Genomic DNA, 15,310 nt, shown 5'->3' on the forward strand with positions numbered 1-15,310 from the left:
GCCAAGGCCGGCCGGATGCGATGTTTGCGTCCGGCCGGTTTTTTTTCGCCGCGCGGTTTCCTTGCACCAAAATGTTCCAGTGAAGAACTGATAAGATAGGCCGGTCAATTTGATCGAAACAGACGGCGAGTGCTGTCGATTTCCTAACAGGAAGGCCTGCCCATGAACTTATCGAGCCGCCCAGCGGTGCTGGACCTGATCGGCAATACACCATTGATAGAAGTGACGCGGCTCGATACCGGCTGCTGCCAGCTGTTCCTCAAGCTGGAATCGCAAAATCCCGGCGGCTCCATCAAGGACCGCATCGGCCTGTCCATGATAGAAGCGGCCGAGCAGGATGGCCGCCTGCGGCCCGGCGGCGTCGTGATCGAAGCTACTGCCGGCAATACCGGCCTGGGCCTGGCGCTGGTGGCCTGCGCCAAGGGCTACCGCGTGATCCTGGTGGTGCCGGACAAGATGTCGGGAGAAAAAATACAGCACCTCAAGGCACTGGGCGCGGAAATCCATATCACCCGTTCGGACGTCGGCAAAGGCCACCCGGAGTACTACCAGGATTATGCCGCGCGGCTGGCGCGCGAAATGCCGGGCGCTTTTTATGCCGACCAGTTCAACAACCCAAGCAATCCGCTGGCGCATGAACAAAGCACCGCTCCCGAAATCTGGGAGCAATGCGGGCACCGGCTCGACGCCATCGTCTGCGGCGTCGGCTCGGCCGGCACCATCACCGGCCTGACGCGGTTTTTCCGCAAGGCGCAGCCGGCGCTGGAATTTGTGCTGGCCGATCCCAAGGGTTCTATCCTGGCCGAATACATCAATACCGGAAAAATAGAATCGATCCCCGGTTCGTGGGCGGTGGAAGGCATCGGCGAGGATTTTGTGCCGTCCATCGCCGACCTGTCCGGCGTCAAGCATACCTATACGATCAGCGACGAAGAGAGTTTCAGCAGCGCGCGCGAACTGGTGCGCGCGGAAGGCATCCTCGGCGGTTCTTCCACCGGCACCTTGCTGGCCGCGGCGCTGCGCTATTGCCGCGAACAGAGCCAGCCGAAGCGTGTCGTCACCATCGTTTGCGATACCGGCACGCGCTACCTGTCCAAGGTGTACAACGACAACTGGATGCACGACCAGGGTTTGCTCAAGCGCGAGATCGTCGGCGACCTGCGCGACATCATCGGCCGCCGCTACGAAGAGGGCAGCGTGATCAGCGTGGCGCCAGGCGATACCTTGATGACCGCATTCAACCGCATGCGCAGCGCCGAGGTTTCGCAGCTGCCGGTCATCGACGGCCAAGAGCGGCAGGTGATCGGAATCATCGACGAATCCGACCTGCTGCTCAAGATCGCCGCCGACGCCGCCAATTTCAGCGAGCCGGTAAGCAGCACCATGACCAGCGCGATCGAAAAACTGGCGCCGACAGCAAGTGTCGATGCGCTGCGCAGCACCTTGGCCCGCGGCCTGGTCGCCATCATTGCCGACGGCGACCGTTTCTACGGCCTGATTACCCGATTCGATCTACTCAACCATCTTCGAAGGAGTCTCTCATGAGCAGCAGCAAAGACGCCGGACATCAATCCGACCTGCATTTCGCCACGCGCGTGATCCACGCCGGGCAAAGTCCCGACCCTACCACCGGCGCCATCATGCCACCGATTTACGCCACGTCGACTTTCGTCCAGCAAAGCCCGGGCGTCAACAAGGGGCTCGACTACGGCCGCTCGCACAACCCGACACGCTGGGCGCTGGAGCGCTGCGTGGCTGACCTGGAACAAGGTTCTCAGGGGTTTGCCTTCGCCTCCGGCATGGCTGCTGCCGCAACCGTCCTGGAATTGCTGGACAGCGGCGCCCATGTGGTCGCCGGCGACGATTTGTACGGCGGCACCTATCGCCTGTTTGACAAGGTGCGCAAGCGCAGCGCCGGCTTGTCGTTCAGCTTCGTCAACCTGGTCGATCCTGCCAACCTGCTGGCGGCGATACGGCCGGAGACCAAGATGGTGTGGGTCGAGACGCCGACCAATCCGATGCTGAAGCTGGCTGACCTGGAAGCGATCGCCAAGATTTGCCGCGAGCGCGGCATTATCGCGGTCGCCGACAATACCTTCGCCAGCCCGATGGTGCAGCAGCCGCTGACTTTGGGTTTTGACGTGGTGCTGCATTCCACCACCAAGTACCTGAACGGCCACTCCGACATCATCGGCGGCATCGCCGTGGTCGGCCGCGAAGCGCGCCAGGCGGAATGGCGCGAACGCCTGGCTTTCCTGCAAAACGCGGTGGGCGCCATCGCCGGGCCGTTCGACAGCTTCCTGGCCTTGCGCGGCGTCAAGACGCTGGCGCTGCGGGTCGAGCGCCATTGCCAAAACGGACTGGAGCTGGCCAGCTGGCTGGAAAGCCAGCCGCTGGTAAAACGGGTCCACTATCCGGGCCTGGCTTCGCATCCGCAGCACGAGCTGGCGCAACGCCAGATGCAGGGTTACGGCGGCATCATCTCGGTGGAGCTCGACAGCGACCTGGCCGGCGCCAGGCGTTTCCTGGAACGCTGCGAGATTTTTGCGCTGGCCGAGAGCCTGGGCGGGGTGGAAAGCCTGATCGAACATCCGGCCATCATGACCCACGCCACCATTCCGGCAGAACACCGTGCCAAGCTGGGGATCAGCGATTCGCTGGTCCGGTTGTCGGTCGGGGTCGAAAATATCGAAGACCTGAAGAACGATATGCGCAACGCGCTGGCAGCCATCAAGCAATGAGCGAAGGTGCGCATGATTGGGAAGCACGGGTAGCCGCGCTCTGGAAGCAGGTGGATGCGATGCCGCCCGAGGAACTGGTCGGCCGCATTGATACGCTGGCGGCGGAGCGGCCTGCGGATGACGCCCTGGCCTTGTTCGAGCGCGCTTGCGCGCGCGATACCGCCGGGCTGGAATCCGCCGCGGAGCCGCTGTACCGGGCTGCCTTGGCAAGCCATGGACTCGATCCTTATCGCCAGGCGCGGGCAACCATACAGCTGGCCAGCACCTTGCGCATCCTGGGGCGGCTGGAGGAGAGCGAGCAACTGGTCAAGGTGCAGCTTGAGCGCTATGCAGATGCGGGCTATGGTTTGGCGCTGTACGACGAAACGCGGGCGACCCTGGCTTTGACGTACCTGGTCCAGGGACGGGCGGTTGAAGCAGCCTGCCTTGCGCTTACTACGCTGGCGCCGCATTTGTCGCGCTACAACCGTTCGGTAGCCGGCAACGCTGCGGAAATTCTCAAGGGCAGCGTTTCCAGCTGGTCCTGAACAAACTGCCTGTATTGAACAAGACCCCGGTCGCGCCTGAGCGGCCGGGGTCTTGTTATCTTGCGCTTACTGGTAGTTCGCTACCAGCGAAACGCCGCTGATGGAGCGGTAGGCGTTCAGCAGCAGGTAGTAGGTGCCTGCCGATGGTGCGCCTATCGTCACATTTTCCGAGGTGGTGCTGCCGTCGGATTTGCCGTCGTAAGACGAAGTGGTTGGCGTCGCGTTGAATTTGACATAGATGTCGCCGTCACCGCTGCCGCCGGACAACTGGAAGCTCAGGTTCCTGGCGCCGGCCGGCACCGTGATGCTGTACACGTTGCTGGCGCCGGTGGCAAGTGCGATGCCCGTGACCGGTACGCCCTTGACCAGCACGTTGCCGCTGCTGGTGCTGCAGCTGACGCCGACTGCCTTGAACGCCGCCGTCACGTCGGCCACGACATAACCGCGGTTAGTGGCGGCCTTCTCGACACCGCAGGCGCCTTGGTTAAAGGTGCTGTTGGCAGTCCAGTAGAGGTGGTTGGCGTCAGCCATCACTTCGAACGCCTTGCGGGTGCTCCAGCCGGCGGTGGTAGCCAGCAGGTAGAACGCCTTGTTGTACACGCCGCTGCTGTAGTGTACGTCCAGGCTGCTGGTGTAGTTCCTGGCGTTGTCGATGGAACGGCCATCCTGGGTCGGGTTTGCCATGTAGCGCAGCGCGCCGCTGCCCTTGAAAATATCGGTCCCGACCAGGAAGTCGTTGGTGCCCTTCATGTAATTCTCGGAAGCTTCGCCGGCCATGTCGGAAAAAGCTTCATTCATGCCGCCCGACATGCCGCTGTACACCAGGCCGGAATTCTGCTCGGTGAAACCATGGCTGACTTCATGGCCGGATACGTCCAGTGCAACCAGCGGATAAAAAGTGGAAGCGCCATCGCCGAAATTCATGGCGCTGCCGTCCCAGAACGCGTTTTCATAGCTGTTGCCGTAGTGGACCTTCATGTACAGGGTCTGGCTGATAGGGCGCAGGCTGAGCCAGTCGCGGTACATGTTGAACACGACGTTGCCGAAGTAGTGGGCGTCGTTCAGCGGCGAAAACGCGCCGTTGACCGCCTTGTATGTATTGCGCGGGCAGGTGAAGTGGAAGGGCGTGCTGCCGCTGGTGCCGTTTTGCAGGTCGACTGTCACCACGTTGGTAGTGATCATGTTGCAGTTGCTGTCGACAACCAGCGGACCGTATATGCCGCCTGGCTGGTACTCGTACTGGCCGGTCTTGGCGTTGCCGCCGGGACCGCTGGCTTCATAGTGCGTGATGCCTTCCCATTTTTTCAGGACGGCGCCGGTGTTGGCGTCAATGATGAAATATGGACGGCTTGGCTTCGCTGCGCTCTTGTTGACGAAGGACACCACATAGATCAGCTGCGCCACATTGTTGCTGCCGAGCTGGACGTACAGCTTGGCCTGCTCGTTTTCGGTGACCGCGGCGCGGGCAATCGACTTGGCTTGCAGCAGCACGTCAGCTGCGGCGTAGGCCGGCTTGGCGCTGGGCAGGTCGTTGTCGATATTGCGGATCAGGCTGCCGGACATGGCTGGCAGCGCCTGGTTGGCCGTGCGTTGTTCGACAATCGCCTGGTCCCACAGCGGCACGCCCTGGAAATATTGCTGGTAGCGGGTGACGACTTTGCCGTTGGCATAGTTCTGGCTGCGCAGCGGCTTCAGTTCATCGCTGGTGAGGCCGAGAAAGGCTTGCGCCGTTACCGGTCCGGCCTGTTTTGCCGCAGCTGCCTGCGGGGCGTAGCTTTCAAGGTCAACGCGGTCGGCTGCGATGGCGCTTGAGCCTGCTGCTAGCAGCAGTGAAAGAAATAAAGGGCCTTCGACGTGACGTAATGCTGGCTTCATGTTATCTCACTCTCTTTAAATGGATGCGTGGATATTTCATAAGATTGACCAGATACTTCGCGAACAAAAACTCAACCGGCTATCGAGGACAGCGGCGATGACTTTCACAGATGGAAATACGTGACTAAAGTTACGTATTGTTACAAAATGAATGCCATGCGGCAACATACCTGCATTCATGAAGCCGAAACAGCTGTTATTTCTTACAGGATGTGTTGGTGGTGCTTGGCGCCGGATGAGGAAGGAGGAGCAGGGTGCTGCGCGGCTGGATAAAGGCAGGAAACGTCAGGAAACGCTAGGAAATTGATGCTGTCGAAGTAGAATTACACATATACAAAATGTTTCATTGAATGGAGAAAAAAATGAAAATCAAATCCATGCTGGTCCTGATTGCCTGCGGCTCGTTCGCCGCCTGCGCCGCAAGCCCGTACAACGACGGTTATAACCCGTATCAGCCTGCTGCCGCCGGCGGTTATGGCAATGCCCCGATTGTTGCCTATGGCGGATACGGCGACTCCCCATCCTACGGCGACCGCCGCGACGACCGCTACGACGACGACCGCGGCGGCTGGACGCCGCCCGGCAGCTACCGCGATTCCTGCCGCGATATCGTGGTCCGGCGCGGCATGCTGGAAGCCACTTGCGGCGGCGACAACGGCGGCCGCAGGACGGCCATTCCCCTGTCATCCTGCCGCAGCGGCAGTTTTGAAAACATCAACGGCAACCTGCAATGCATGGGCGGGGGCGATCGGGGCTACGGCGGTTCCAGCAGGGACGTGCCGCCTGGGAGCTACCTCCAGTCTTGCTCGGAGATCGGGGTTTACGGCGGCACGCTGCAAGCAACTTGCGGCGGCAGGGATAACAGCAGGATACGGTCTTCCATCTCCATACGTTCCTGCCGCAGCGGCAGCTTCGCTAATATAAACGGCTACCTGCAATGCGACAGGTAGCCGCAGCTGTCAGAGCAGTTCTACGCTCAGCAGGTTGACGTAGCAGCTCTCGCGCGTGGTCCTGACAAAATCGGCCAGGTACGATTGCTGCGACATCTCCGGCAGGCAAGCCGCATACAGCCGCCCGGTCAGGCCGGCGGCGGTGATCCTCTTGGCCAGCACATAATCGCGCGTCAGGTAATTCTGCGCGGCCCAGATCGGCAAGGTAGCGATGCCGCGCCGGCTGGCGACCAGCTGCAGCATCGCCACCGTCAGTTCGGTGGTGCGGCGCGCGGTCTGGATGCCGGCCGGTTTCAGTACCTGGCGCACCACGTCAAGCATGTCGTCCGGCACAGGATAGGTGATCAGCGTGTCGCCGGCGAAGTCTTCCGCCACCAGGTACTCCTTGGCCGCCAGCGGATGGTCATGCGCTACCAGCGCCACGATCTCGAAACTGAACAAGGCGTGGTAATCGACCTTCTCGTCAGGATCGACTTCCGCCACGATCGCAACATCGGCGCGATGCTCATATAACAGGCCGACCGGATCGGCCTGGAAGCCCGAGACGATATCGAGCTCCACTTCCGGCCAACGTTTGCGAAAGATGTCCATGGCCGGCATCAGCCAATCGAAGCAAGTATGGCATTCCACCGCAATCCGCAGCTGGCCGGCCACGCCTTGCGCCAGCCGCACCAGGTCGCGCTCGCTTTCCGCTACCTGCGGCAACACCGCATCCGCCAGCTTGAGCAAGCGTTCGCCGGCCGGGGTAAAACGCACCGGCACCGATTTGCGTTCAAACAAGGTAGTGCCGTGATGATCTTCCAGCTGCTTGATCTGGTGCGACAGCGCCGACTGGGTGACGTTGAGCAGCGTCGCCGCGCGCAGCAGGTTGCCGGCTTCGCGCAGCGCGTGCAGGGTTTTCAGGTGGCGTAATTCCAGGATGGATTGCATATTGGTTGCTTAAAGGATAATCAAATAAGATGTATTAGTAAAATTCAAGTTGATTCTTAATATTTATCGTTTGAATCATAATCCAAGCTGGCCCAACATGCGAGTCATCGAACTTGTTTTTTATGGAGATAAAGATGGCATTGGCACACGTATTAGGGTTTCCGCGCATTGGCGCTCACCGCGAACTGAAGTTTGCCCAGGAGTCGTTCTGGAAGGGCGCTTCCGATGAGGCCGCATTGCGCGCTACCGGTGCCACGCTGCGCGCCCGCCACTGGCAGGCGCAAGCCGATGCCGGCCTCGATTTCGTCACTGTCGGCGATTTTGCCTGGTACGACCAGGTGCTGGGCACGCTGGCCCTGCTGGGCGCGATTCCGAGCCGCTTCGGCTTCGATCCGAAACAGCTGACGCTGGCCGACTATTTCACCCTGGCGCGCGGCAGCAAGCATCACTTCGCGATGGAAATGACGAAATGGTTCGACACTAACTACCATTACCTGGTGCCGGAATGGACTGCCGATGTGCAGTTCGACGGCGGTGTCGACTGGCTGCACGATGAGATTGCCGAAGCGCGCGCGCTCGGCCACAAGGTCAAGGTGGCGCTGGTCGGCCCGCTGACCTTGCTGTACCAGGGCAAGATCAAATCAGGAATCGCGCACAAGCTGGACTTGCTGCCCAAGGTTGTAGCCGGCTATCAGCAACTGCTGCAGCGCCTGCACGCCGCCGGCATCGAGTCGGTGCAGATCGACGAGCCTATCCTGGCGCTGGAACTGGATGCCGCCTGGCGCGCCGCCTTTGCGCCGGTTTACGCGCAATTGAGCCGCACCGCTCCGGCGCTGCTGCTGACCACCTATTTCGGCGAAGTCAGCGAACATGCCGAACTGCTGCGCGCGCTGCCGGTAGCGGGCGTCCACCTGGACCTGGTGCGCGGCGCCGATCAGCTGGAACAGATCGCCGCCGGCTGGCCGCAAGACAAGGTGCTGTCGCTCGGCGTGGTCGACGGCCGCAACCTGTGGCGCACCGACCTCGACCAGGTCCTGGCCAAGCTCAAGCCTTTGCAAGCGCAACTGGGCGACCGTCTGTGGGTAGCCTCAAGCTGCTCCCTGCTGCACGTGCCGGTGGACCTGGCCAATGAACCCAAGCTCGACGATGAACTGAAGAGCTGGCTGGCGTTCGCTACGCAAAAGCTGGCGGAAATCGTCGCCCTCAAGCTAGCGCTGAACGGCAAAGCGGCTGAAGTCGAAGCGCAATTCGTTGCCTCGCGCGCGGCCCAGGCCAGCCGCCGCAGTTCGAGCCGCATCCACAATCCGCTGGTGCAAAAGCGCCTGGCCGCGGTGACCGCGGCTGACGCCGAACGCTCGGCCGGTTTTGCCGCCCGCATCGCCAAGCAGCAAGCCAAATGGCAGTTGCCGGCTTTCCCGACCACCACCATCGGCTCGTTCCCGCAGACCGCCGAAATCCGCCAGGCGCGCGCCGCCTACAAGCGCGGTGAAATCGGCCACCTGGACTACCTCGACAAGATGCGCGAAGAAATCCGCGACGTGGTGGAGAAGCAGGAACAGCTCGGCCTCGACGTGCTGGTGCACGGCGAACCGGAGCGCAACGACATGGTCGAGTATTTCGGCGAACAGCTGTGGGGTTACACCTTCACCGCCAACGGCTGGGTGCAAAGCTACGGTTCGCGCTGCGTCAAGCCGCCTATCATTTATGGCGACGTCTACCGTCCGGAAGCGATGACCGTCGGCTGGAGCCAGTTTGCCCAGACCCTCACTGCGAAGCCGATGAAGGGCATGCTGACCGGTCCGGTGACCATGCTGCAATGGTCCTTCGTACGCGACGACCAGCCGCGCGAAACCACGGCGCTGCAAATCGCACTGGCCTTGCGCGACGAAGTGTGCGACCTGGAAAAGGCCAACATCGGCATGATTCAGATCGACGAACCGGCGTTCCGCGAAGGTTTGCCGCTGAAGTCGCGCGACTGGCCGCATTACCTGGACTGGGCGGTGCGGGCATTCAAGATCAGCGCCGCCGGCGTCGGCGACGAAACCCAGATCCACACCCACATGTGCTATTCGGAATTCAACGACATCCTGCCGTGGATCGCCGCGATGGACGCTGACGTCATCACCATCGAGACGTCGCGTTCGGACATGGAGCTGCTGGATGGCTTCGGGCAGTTCGCCTATCCTAACGACATCGGCCCGGGCGTCTACGATATCCACTCGCCGCGCGTGCCGCAGGTCGACGAGATGGAGCGCCTGCTGCGCAAGGCGCGCGGCGTGATTCCCGATGCGCGCTTGTGGGTCAATCCGGATTGCGGCCTGAAGACCCGCGGCTGGCCCGAGACATACGAGGCGCTGGAGAACATGGTGCTGGCCGCCAAGCGCCTGCGTGAGACGGTGGAGCAGGAACGCAAGGCAGCATAAGCTGGGATGAAAAAAGGGGCGAATATCATTCGCCCCTTTTTTTTCGCCTCTTATTTCAAGCCGGTTGCGGCCAGCCGCAACCTTGGCTTATGAAACTTCCCTGGCGCTGACGATGGATTTGGACACCAGGCCATACTCTATCGCTTCCGGCGCCGACATCCAGAAATCGCGGTCGATATCGGCCATGACTTTTTTCGGATCCTGCCCGGTTTCCTTGGCGATCAAGGCGCCGATCCTTTCGCGCACGCGGATGATCTCGCGCGCCTGGATGGCGATATCGGAAGCCTGGCCGCCGACGCCGCCGCTCGGCTGGTGGATCAGGAAGCGCGTATTCTGCAGGCAGAAGCGGCGTTCTTTCGGCACCGACAGGAAAACGTTGACTGCGGCGCTGCCGACCCAGCCGCTGCCGATCATGTTGACCGGGGCGTCGATGAAGCGGATCACGTCATGGATCACATCGCCCGATTCCACATGGCCGCCCGGCGAACAGACCAGGAAATTGATCGGCGCCTTGGATTCGCCGGAGAGAGCGATCAATTGGCGCACGACATCGCGCGCCACGGTGTCGTTGATCTGGCCGAACAGCAGCACGGTGCGTGACTTGAACGCTTTCTCTTCGAGGAAGGCGTCGCGCTGGGATGCATTGGTTTCCACTTTTTCTTCCATGATGTGCCTCTAAGGTGTTGGGGAGTTCATTAACCGCAAAAGAACCAGTGTAAACCAAAAAGCCCCCGCAAATCGCGAGGGCTTCTTTTGTTATTGCTGCCTGACAGCGATCCGGGCGATCAGAATGCCGGAACCACCGCGCCTTTGTATTTCTCTTCGATGAATTTCTTCACTTCCGGCGAATTCAAGGCTACCGCCAGTTTCTTGACGGCGGCGCTGTCCTTGTTGTCCGGACGGGCAACCAGCAGGTTGGCGTAGGGCGAATTGGCGTCTTCGATGAACAGCGAATCCTTGACCGGATTGAGCTTGGCTTCAATCGCGTAGTTGGTGTTGATCAAGGCCAGGTCGACCTGGTTCAGCACGCGCGGCAAGGTAGCCGCTTCCAGTTCCTTGAACTTCAGGTGCTTGGGATTTTCGATGATGTCTTTCTGGGTCGCCGAAATATTGCTCGGATCCTTCAGTTTCAGCAGGCCCTGGCGCGACAGCAGCAGCAAGGCGCGGCCGGAGTTGGACGGGTCGTTCGGGATGGCGACCGTGGCGCCGTCCGGCAGGTCGGCCAGTTTCTTGTATTTGGCCGAATAACCGGCGAACGGTTCGACGTGGACCTTGGTGATCACTACTTCGATATCGTTCTTGTGGCTCTTCTTGAATTCATTCAGGTAGGGCTGGTGCAGGAAAAAATTGCCGTCGACCCGTTTCTCGTTGGTCTGCACCGCCGGCTGGATATAGTCGGTGAACACCTTGACCTGCAGGTCGACGCCTTCCTTGGCCAGGATCGGTTTGACGAAATCGAGGATTTCCGCATGCGGCACCGGCGTGGCAGCGATCACCAGCTTGTCGGCGGCTTGCGCCGGCGCGGCGGCGATCAGGCTGAAGGTCGAGAACACGGCTGCGGCCAGTCCCAGGGACAGTGAAAATTTGCGTGACATATAAACTCCCATTTTGGATTTTAAAAACAACGTTGCTGCATTACCTGCAAAAAAGACATTTACAAATCATTTGCGCGTGAAATGCTGCACCAGGCGGTCGCCGGAAAACTGCAGCGCCTGCACCAGCACCACCAGCACGGCAACGGTCGTGACCATGACTTCAGTCTGGAAGCGCTGGTAGCCGAAACGGATCGCCAGGTCGCCCAGGCCGCCGCCGCCGATCACGCCGGACATGGCGGCGTAAGACATCAGCGCGATCGCGGTGACGGTGGTGGCGGCGATCAGGCCGGGCAGGGCTTCCGGCAGCAGCGCGCCGAAGATGATCTGGCGCTTGCTGGCGCCCATGGCCTGGCAGGCTTCCACCACGCCGCGGTCGATTTCGCGCAGCACGTTTTCAACCAGGCGCGCGAAGAACGGCGCGGTGCCCAGCACCAGCGGCGGGATCGCGCCCTGCACGCCGAGCGAGGTGCCGACCAGGATCACCGTCACCGGGATCATCACGATCAGCAGGATCAGGAACGGCACCGAGCGCAGCACGTTGACGACCAGCGACAGCACGCGGTAGATGCCGCGTTGTTCCAGCAGCTGGCGCTTGCCGGTGATGAACAGCAGGATCCCGAGCGGCAGGCCGAGCAGTATCGTGAACAACAGGGAAAAGCCGGTCATGGCCAGGGTTTCCCAGGTGGCTTGCCAGATATCGGCCCAGTCGATGAGAGAGAAATCCATTATGCGAGCACCTCATGACGGATGTTGTGCTGGTCGAGCGTGGTGAACACTTGCGCTACATCGGCCGGTTCGCCGCGCAGTTCCACCAGCAGCTGGCCGTAGGGCGTGTCCTTGATGCGGGCGATGGTGCCCTGCAGGATGGTGATCAGCGCCGGCGTCGCGGCCGCGATGCTGCTCAGGATCGGCTGGTAGGTGATGTCGCCGACATAGGTCAGGCGCACCAGCAGTCCGCGCAGCTGGCTGGCGCCGGGCACGGCCGACGGCAGCAATGCGGCCTCGGCTGAAAACGGCGTGCTTTCGGCGACCATGCTTTGCGTCACCGCATGTTGCGGATGGAGGAACACCTCTGCCACATCGCCGCTTTCGACGATGCGGCCGGCCTCGATCACCGCCACCCGGTCGCAGATGTTGCGGATCACCTGCATCTCGTGCGTGATCAGCACGATGGTCAGGCCCAGCTTGCGGTTGATGTCGAGCAGCAGGCGCAGGATCGCCTGGGTGGTTTCCGGATCGAGGGCAGAGGTGGCTTCGTCACACAGCAGCAGGTGCGGCGTATTGGCCAGCGCGCGGGCGATGCCGACGCGCTGTTTCTGGCCGCCGGACAGTTGCGCCGGATATTTGTCGCGATGCTCGCTGAGCCCGACCAGTTCCAGCAGTTCGCTGACCCGGGCCGCGCGTTCCTGCTGCGTGTATTTGCCGGTGATCTTCAGCGGCCAGTCGATATTGGCGGCCACGGTCTTGGCGCCCAGCAGGTTGAAATGCTGGAAAATCATGCCGATGCGCTGGCGCAGCCGGTGCAGGCCGCTGTTGTCGAGCGCGGTGATGTCTTCGCCCTCGATCAGCACTTGTCCGCCGGATGGGCGTTCCAGCATGTTGAGGGTGCGGATCAGGGTGCTTTTGCCGGCGCCGGAGCGGCCGATGATGCCGAAAATTTCACCTTTCTTGATATGCAGGTTGATATCGGACAATGCGGCGACGGGAGTGCCGGCGGTTTTGGCATTGCGTTCCAGCGGATAGGTTTTATGCAGGTGCTCGATGCGGATCACAGGTTTGCTTCACGAATTCAGTCAGGCTTGCCATTTTATCAGCGAGCCTATATACGCCAAAGTTATATATCGTTATTTATATATAACAATCCTGTTGGTAAGCCGTATTTTCGTTTGGTAAAGATGTTGTGACGGGAACATGCAAGAGATGTTTTTTTATGGCATAGTAAAGACACTATGAAAGCACTCCAAAGCGAACTGGCCAAAAAGATTCTCGCCGACCCGAGGGCTGCGCTGCAATTGCGCGCTTACCTGGCCAGCAAGAACTCCAAGTCATCGTTATCCGCCGCGGTCGAGACCGATAACGTGATCAGCTTGCATTCCGAGCAAGAGGGAACCGTCCAGTACCGCATCACCGTTGTCCCTAGCGCCGCCTGAGCGCATCGATGAACGTAGCGCTGCCTGCTTTCATTGTTTTCCTGCTGTTGCTCCCCGGTTTTATCGCCCGTTCCCGCTTCAAGCGGGCAGAGCGCGCTTCGTTTGATTATTCCCCGTTTGGACAGATTGTCACCGAGGCGGTGCTGTGGAACTGCATTTTCCATTCCTTGTGGCTGTTGCTGTCCGCCGTCCTGTTCGGACGTGTATTGCAGCCGCTGCTGTTGCTGGAGCTGCTGTCTTCCGATCCCGCCAGCCAGTCCAGGGCGATCCATGGCATCGCCCTGGAATTTTCCTGGATCAGCGCCTATTTCCTGACCCTGTATGCGGGCGCCTGGATCGTGCCGAACGGGTTCCGGCTGCTCATCACCCGTTTCGGGCTGGACCGATCCGGGGCCGGCTGGTTTGTGCCCTGGCTGCGCTTTAACCAGGCGCCGTGGTACTACCTGCTGACCGGCGCCGATTTTGAAGAAGGGCGGCGGCCGGACCTGATCGCAGTATCGGCGATCGTCAACGTGGCCGGCCAGGCGGTGTTGTTTACCGGCCTCCTGACGGATTATTTTTTCGATGTCAACGGCGTCCTCGACCGGCTCATCCTGCAGCAGGTGATGCGGCGGCCGCTGGTCGCGGACAAAGAGACGGACGCCACGGTGGAGCAGGACCTGGCGCGCTTCTATGGCGTCGACGGCGATTATTTCGTGCTGCGCTATAGCGAAGCGATTACCTTGAACATCGAATACATCAAGCTGGCCAAGCTTGCGGCAGAAACGCCGGCCGGTGAAAGCGTGCCGGCAGGTTAGCCGGCGCCGCCGTCATGCTCAGGGCAGGGGAAAGACCAGGCAGGTAGTGGTCGCATGGGCGTAGATCTTGCCCTCGGCATCGACGATATTCGCCTCCGCCACGCCGACCCTGCCGCCGACCTGTATCACCTTGCCGATGGCGCGCACCGGCCCGGTCTTGTCGGTCAGGGCGCGAATCAGGTTGACCTTCAGTTCCAGCGTGGTGTAGCCGCTGCCCTTGGCCAGGGCCGACTGCACCGCGCATCCCAGCGCCGAATCGAGCAAGGTGCAAAAGTAGCCGCCATGCACGCTGCCGATCGGGTTGTAATGCTGCATGGCCGGCGTCCCCTGGAACACGACGCGGCCGAATTCAGCTTCGATCAGGTTGAAATCCAGCGTTTGCGCAATCGGCGGGATCGGCAATTCGCCCCTCAGGATGGCTTGTAAAAATTCAACGCCGCTGTATTGCTTGAGCTGTTCCAGCGAAGCCACGCCGGGCGCCGCCAGTTTGGCACGCACGGCCTTGTCCTGCGCCTGCCATTGCGCCACGGTTTCTTCTCGATTCGACATTCGTTCTCCTGTTTGTTGCTGATGAGGGGCTGGGCTTGCCGCCGTTGCGGCGCAAGTTCAGGCCAGGGCAATCGATTGTAAGCGGGATTTCAGCCGCGCATCGGGCAACGAGTCGACCTGGCCGCGCCTGGGTTTGCCTGACAGGTAACATATGGCTTAATCCGTGCAACTGTGTTGCAATTACCTTGCAAGCGATGCCGGTTCGCGATTACACTTGCAGCTTCAGGTCTTTGATTTTTTACCAGAGACATAACCAGGCCGAACCGCATGTATCGTCAGCAAACCAGCTTCACCGTGTCTTCGCCGTGCCTTGCATGCGCGGCCGGTGCGCGTTTGCCCGAAGCGGACGTAGCCGACAGCTGCGCGGGTGCTGCATGCGCCTGATCGTCGAACCGCATTTCCACGCCAGGCGCCGCTTCAAGCTGCGCCTGCAGCAGTTCGCGTTATGGCTGGCGCTGGCTGTCCTGGTGCTGCAGCTGGTCGGGATGGCTTTCCACCATCACAGCCTGGCTGAAATTTCATCCGATTGCGTCAGCTGCGACCTGGCTGCCGATTTCCCTTCTCCGGTCCCATCCAGCCCGGTGCCGGCGCTGGCGCCGGTCCTGGTATTTGCCTACCGCAACGCCGTCGAACTGGTGTATGCGTTCATTCCGGCGCAGAAGCACTACCTGACTCCGCATTCCCAAGCTCCGCCGATCTTCATCGCCTGACTCTCCGTGTTTTTTCCTATTTGTTTCTGACCCAGCCTTGAGGCTGCGCCATTTCCGATCGCG

The 15,310-nt window shown here is 60.9% G+C and carries 15 protein-coding genes; 8 read left to right on the forward strand and 7 right to left on the reverse strand.

All coding sequences use genetic code 11. The annotated features are described in order from the left end of the window. Nucleotides 1-162 precede the first annotated feature (162 nt). The 3 genes from AC07RZ_RS00920 to AC07RZ_RS00930 are packed head-to-tail and all read left to right on the forward strand — an operon-like array spanning nucleotide 163 to nucleotide 3,268. Nucleotides 163-1,545 carry a pyridoxal-phosphate dependent enzyme gene (locus tag AC07RZ_RS00920; RefSeq protein ID WP_494666555.1) on the forward strand — a complete coding sequence of 461 codons (1,383 nt, stop codon included), beginning with the start codon at nucleotides 163-165 and terminating at the stop codon, nucleotides 1,543-1,545. Continuing rightward, nucleotides 1,542-2,741 carry a trans-sulfuration enzyme family protein gene (locus tag AC07RZ_RS00925; RefSeq protein WP_494666556.1) on the forward strand — a complete coding sequence of 400 codons (1,200 nt, stop codon included), beginning with the start codon at nucleotides 1,542-1,544 and terminating at the stop codon, nucleotides 2,739-2,741. Before AC07RZ_RS00920 ends, AC07RZ_RS00925 begins: the two co-directional genes overlap by 4 nt. After that, a complete protein-coding gene (locus tag AC07RZ_RS00930) occupies nucleotides 2,738-3,268 on the forward strand; it encodes a tetratricopeptide repeat protein (RefSeq protein ID WP_494666557.1) in 531 nt (176 codons plus the stop codon). Before AC07RZ_RS00925 ends, AC07RZ_RS00930 begins: the two co-directional genes overlap by 4 nt. Nucleotides 3,269-3,334: 66 nt before the next feature. On the opposite strand, the gene AC07RZ_RS00935 is transcribed toward AC07RZ_RS00930, so the two are convergent. Beyond that, nucleotides 3,335-5,143 carry a M4 family metallopeptidase gene (locus AC07RZ_RS00935; protein ID WP_494666558.1) on the reverse strand — a complete coding sequence of 603 codons (1,809 nt, stop codon included), beginning with the start codon at nucleotides 5,141-5,143 and terminating at the stop codon, nucleotides 3,335-3,337. Between the two features lie 362 nt (nucleotides 5,144-5,505). On the opposite strand from AC07RZ_RS00935, the gene AC07RZ_RS00940 reads away from it, so the two are divergent. Further along, nucleotides 5,506-6,093, forward strand: a complete 588-nt coding sequence (locus tag AC07RZ_RS00940; protein WP_342827774.1) for a CVNH domain-containing protein — start codon at nucleotides 5,506-5,508, stop codon at nucleotides 6,091-6,093. A gap of 9 nt (nucleotides 6,094-6,102) precedes the next feature. Here AC07RZ_RS00940 and AC07RZ_RS00945 read toward each other — a convergent pair whose 3' ends face one another. After that, complete coding sequence (locus tag AC07RZ_RS00945; protein WP_092402093.1) at nucleotides 6,103-7,023, reverse strand: LysR family transcriptional regulator; 921 nt, start codon at nucleotides 7,021-7,023, stop codon at nucleotides 6,103-6,105. A 134-nt stretch (nucleotides 7,024-7,157) separates the two neighbouring features. Here AC07RZ_RS00945 and metE point away from each other — a divergent pair, with 134 nt between their 5' ends. Further along, the gene (gene metE / locus AC07RZ_RS00950; RefSeq protein WP_494666559.1) at nucleotides 7,158-9,446 is read left to right on the forward strand and encodes a 5-methyltetrahydropteroyltriglutamate--homocysteine S-methyltransferase; all 2,289 of its coding nucleotides are present in this window, start codon (nucleotides 7,158-7,160) and stop codon (nucleotides 9,444-9,446) included. A gap of 87 nt (nucleotides 9,447-9,533) precedes the next feature. Here the strand turns inward: metE and AC07RZ_RS00955 are convergent, their stop codons facing one another. The 4 genes from AC07RZ_RS00955 to AC07RZ_RS00970 form a co-directional block, all read right to left on the reverse strand. Further along, nucleotides 9,534-10,112, reverse strand: a complete 579-nt coding sequence (locus tag AC07RZ_RS00955; protein WP_144735984.1) for an ATP-dependent Clp protease proteolytic subunit — start codon at nucleotides 10,110-10,112, stop codon at nucleotides 9,534-9,536. 119 nt (nucleotides 10,113-10,231) lie between these two features. Then, nucleotides 10,232-11,041 carry a MetQ/NlpA family ABC transporter substrate-binding protein gene (locus AC07RZ_RS00960; RefSeq protein ID WP_494666560.1) on the reverse strand — a complete coding sequence of 270 codons (810 nt, stop codon included), beginning with the start codon at nucleotides 11,039-11,041 and terminating at the stop codon, nucleotides 10,232-10,234. 66 nt (nucleotides 11,042-11,107) lie between these two features. Beyond that, complete coding sequence (locus AC07RZ_RS00965; RefSeq protein WP_494666561.1) at nucleotides 11,108-11,767, reverse strand: methionine ABC transporter permease; 660 nt, start codon at nucleotides 11,765-11,767, stop codon at nucleotides 11,108-11,110. Beyond that, nucleotides 11,767-12,813, reverse strand: coding sequence for a methionine ABC transporter ATP-binding protein (locus AC07RZ_RS00970; RefSeq protein WP_494666562.1), 1,047 nt, complete (start codon nucleotides 12,811-12,813; stop codon nucleotides 11,767-11,769). Before AC07RZ_RS00970 ends, AC07RZ_RS00965 begins: the two co-directional genes overlap by 1 nt. A 177-nt stretch (nucleotides 12,814-12,990) precedes the next feature. Here AC07RZ_RS00970 and AC07RZ_RS00975 point away from each other — a divergent pair, with 177 nt between their 5' ends. Both AC07RZ_RS00975 and AC07RZ_RS00980 read left to right on the forward strand, forming a co-directional pair. Then, a complete protein-coding gene (locus AC07RZ_RS00975) occupies nucleotides 12,991-13,191 on the forward strand; it encodes a hypothetical protein (protein ID WP_092402320.1) in 201 nt (66 codons plus the stop codon). A gap of 8 nt (nucleotides 13,192-13,199) precedes the next feature. Continuing rightward, nucleotides 13,200-13,988 carry a hypothetical protein gene (locus AC07RZ_RS00980; protein WP_494666563.1) on the forward strand — a complete coding sequence of 263 codons (789 nt, stop codon included), beginning with the start codon at nucleotides 13,200-13,202 and terminating at the stop codon, nucleotides 13,986-13,988. Nucleotides 13,989-14,006: 18 nt separating this feature from the next. On the opposite strand, the gene AC07RZ_RS00985 is transcribed toward AC07RZ_RS00980, so the two are convergent. Beyond that, complete coding sequence (locus AC07RZ_RS00985; RefSeq protein ID WP_092402326.1) at nucleotides 14,007-14,537, reverse strand: PaaI family thioesterase; 531 nt, start codon at nucleotides 14,535-14,537, stop codon at nucleotides 14,007-14,009. A gap of 374 nt (nucleotides 14,538-14,911) precedes the next feature. Here AC07RZ_RS00985 and AC07RZ_RS00990 point away from each other — a divergent pair, with 374 nt between their 5' ends. Continuing rightward, nucleotides 14,912-15,247: a hypothetical protein gene (locus tag AC07RZ_RS00990; protein ID WP_144735988.1), complete on the forward strand. Its 336-nt coding sequence runs from the start codon at nucleotides 14,912-14,914 to the stop codon at nucleotides 15,245-15,247. Nucleotides 15,248-15,310: the final 63 nt, after the last annotated feature.

The sequence above is a fragment of the Collimonas sp. GW821-FHT07E08 genome (assembly GCF_059418905.1).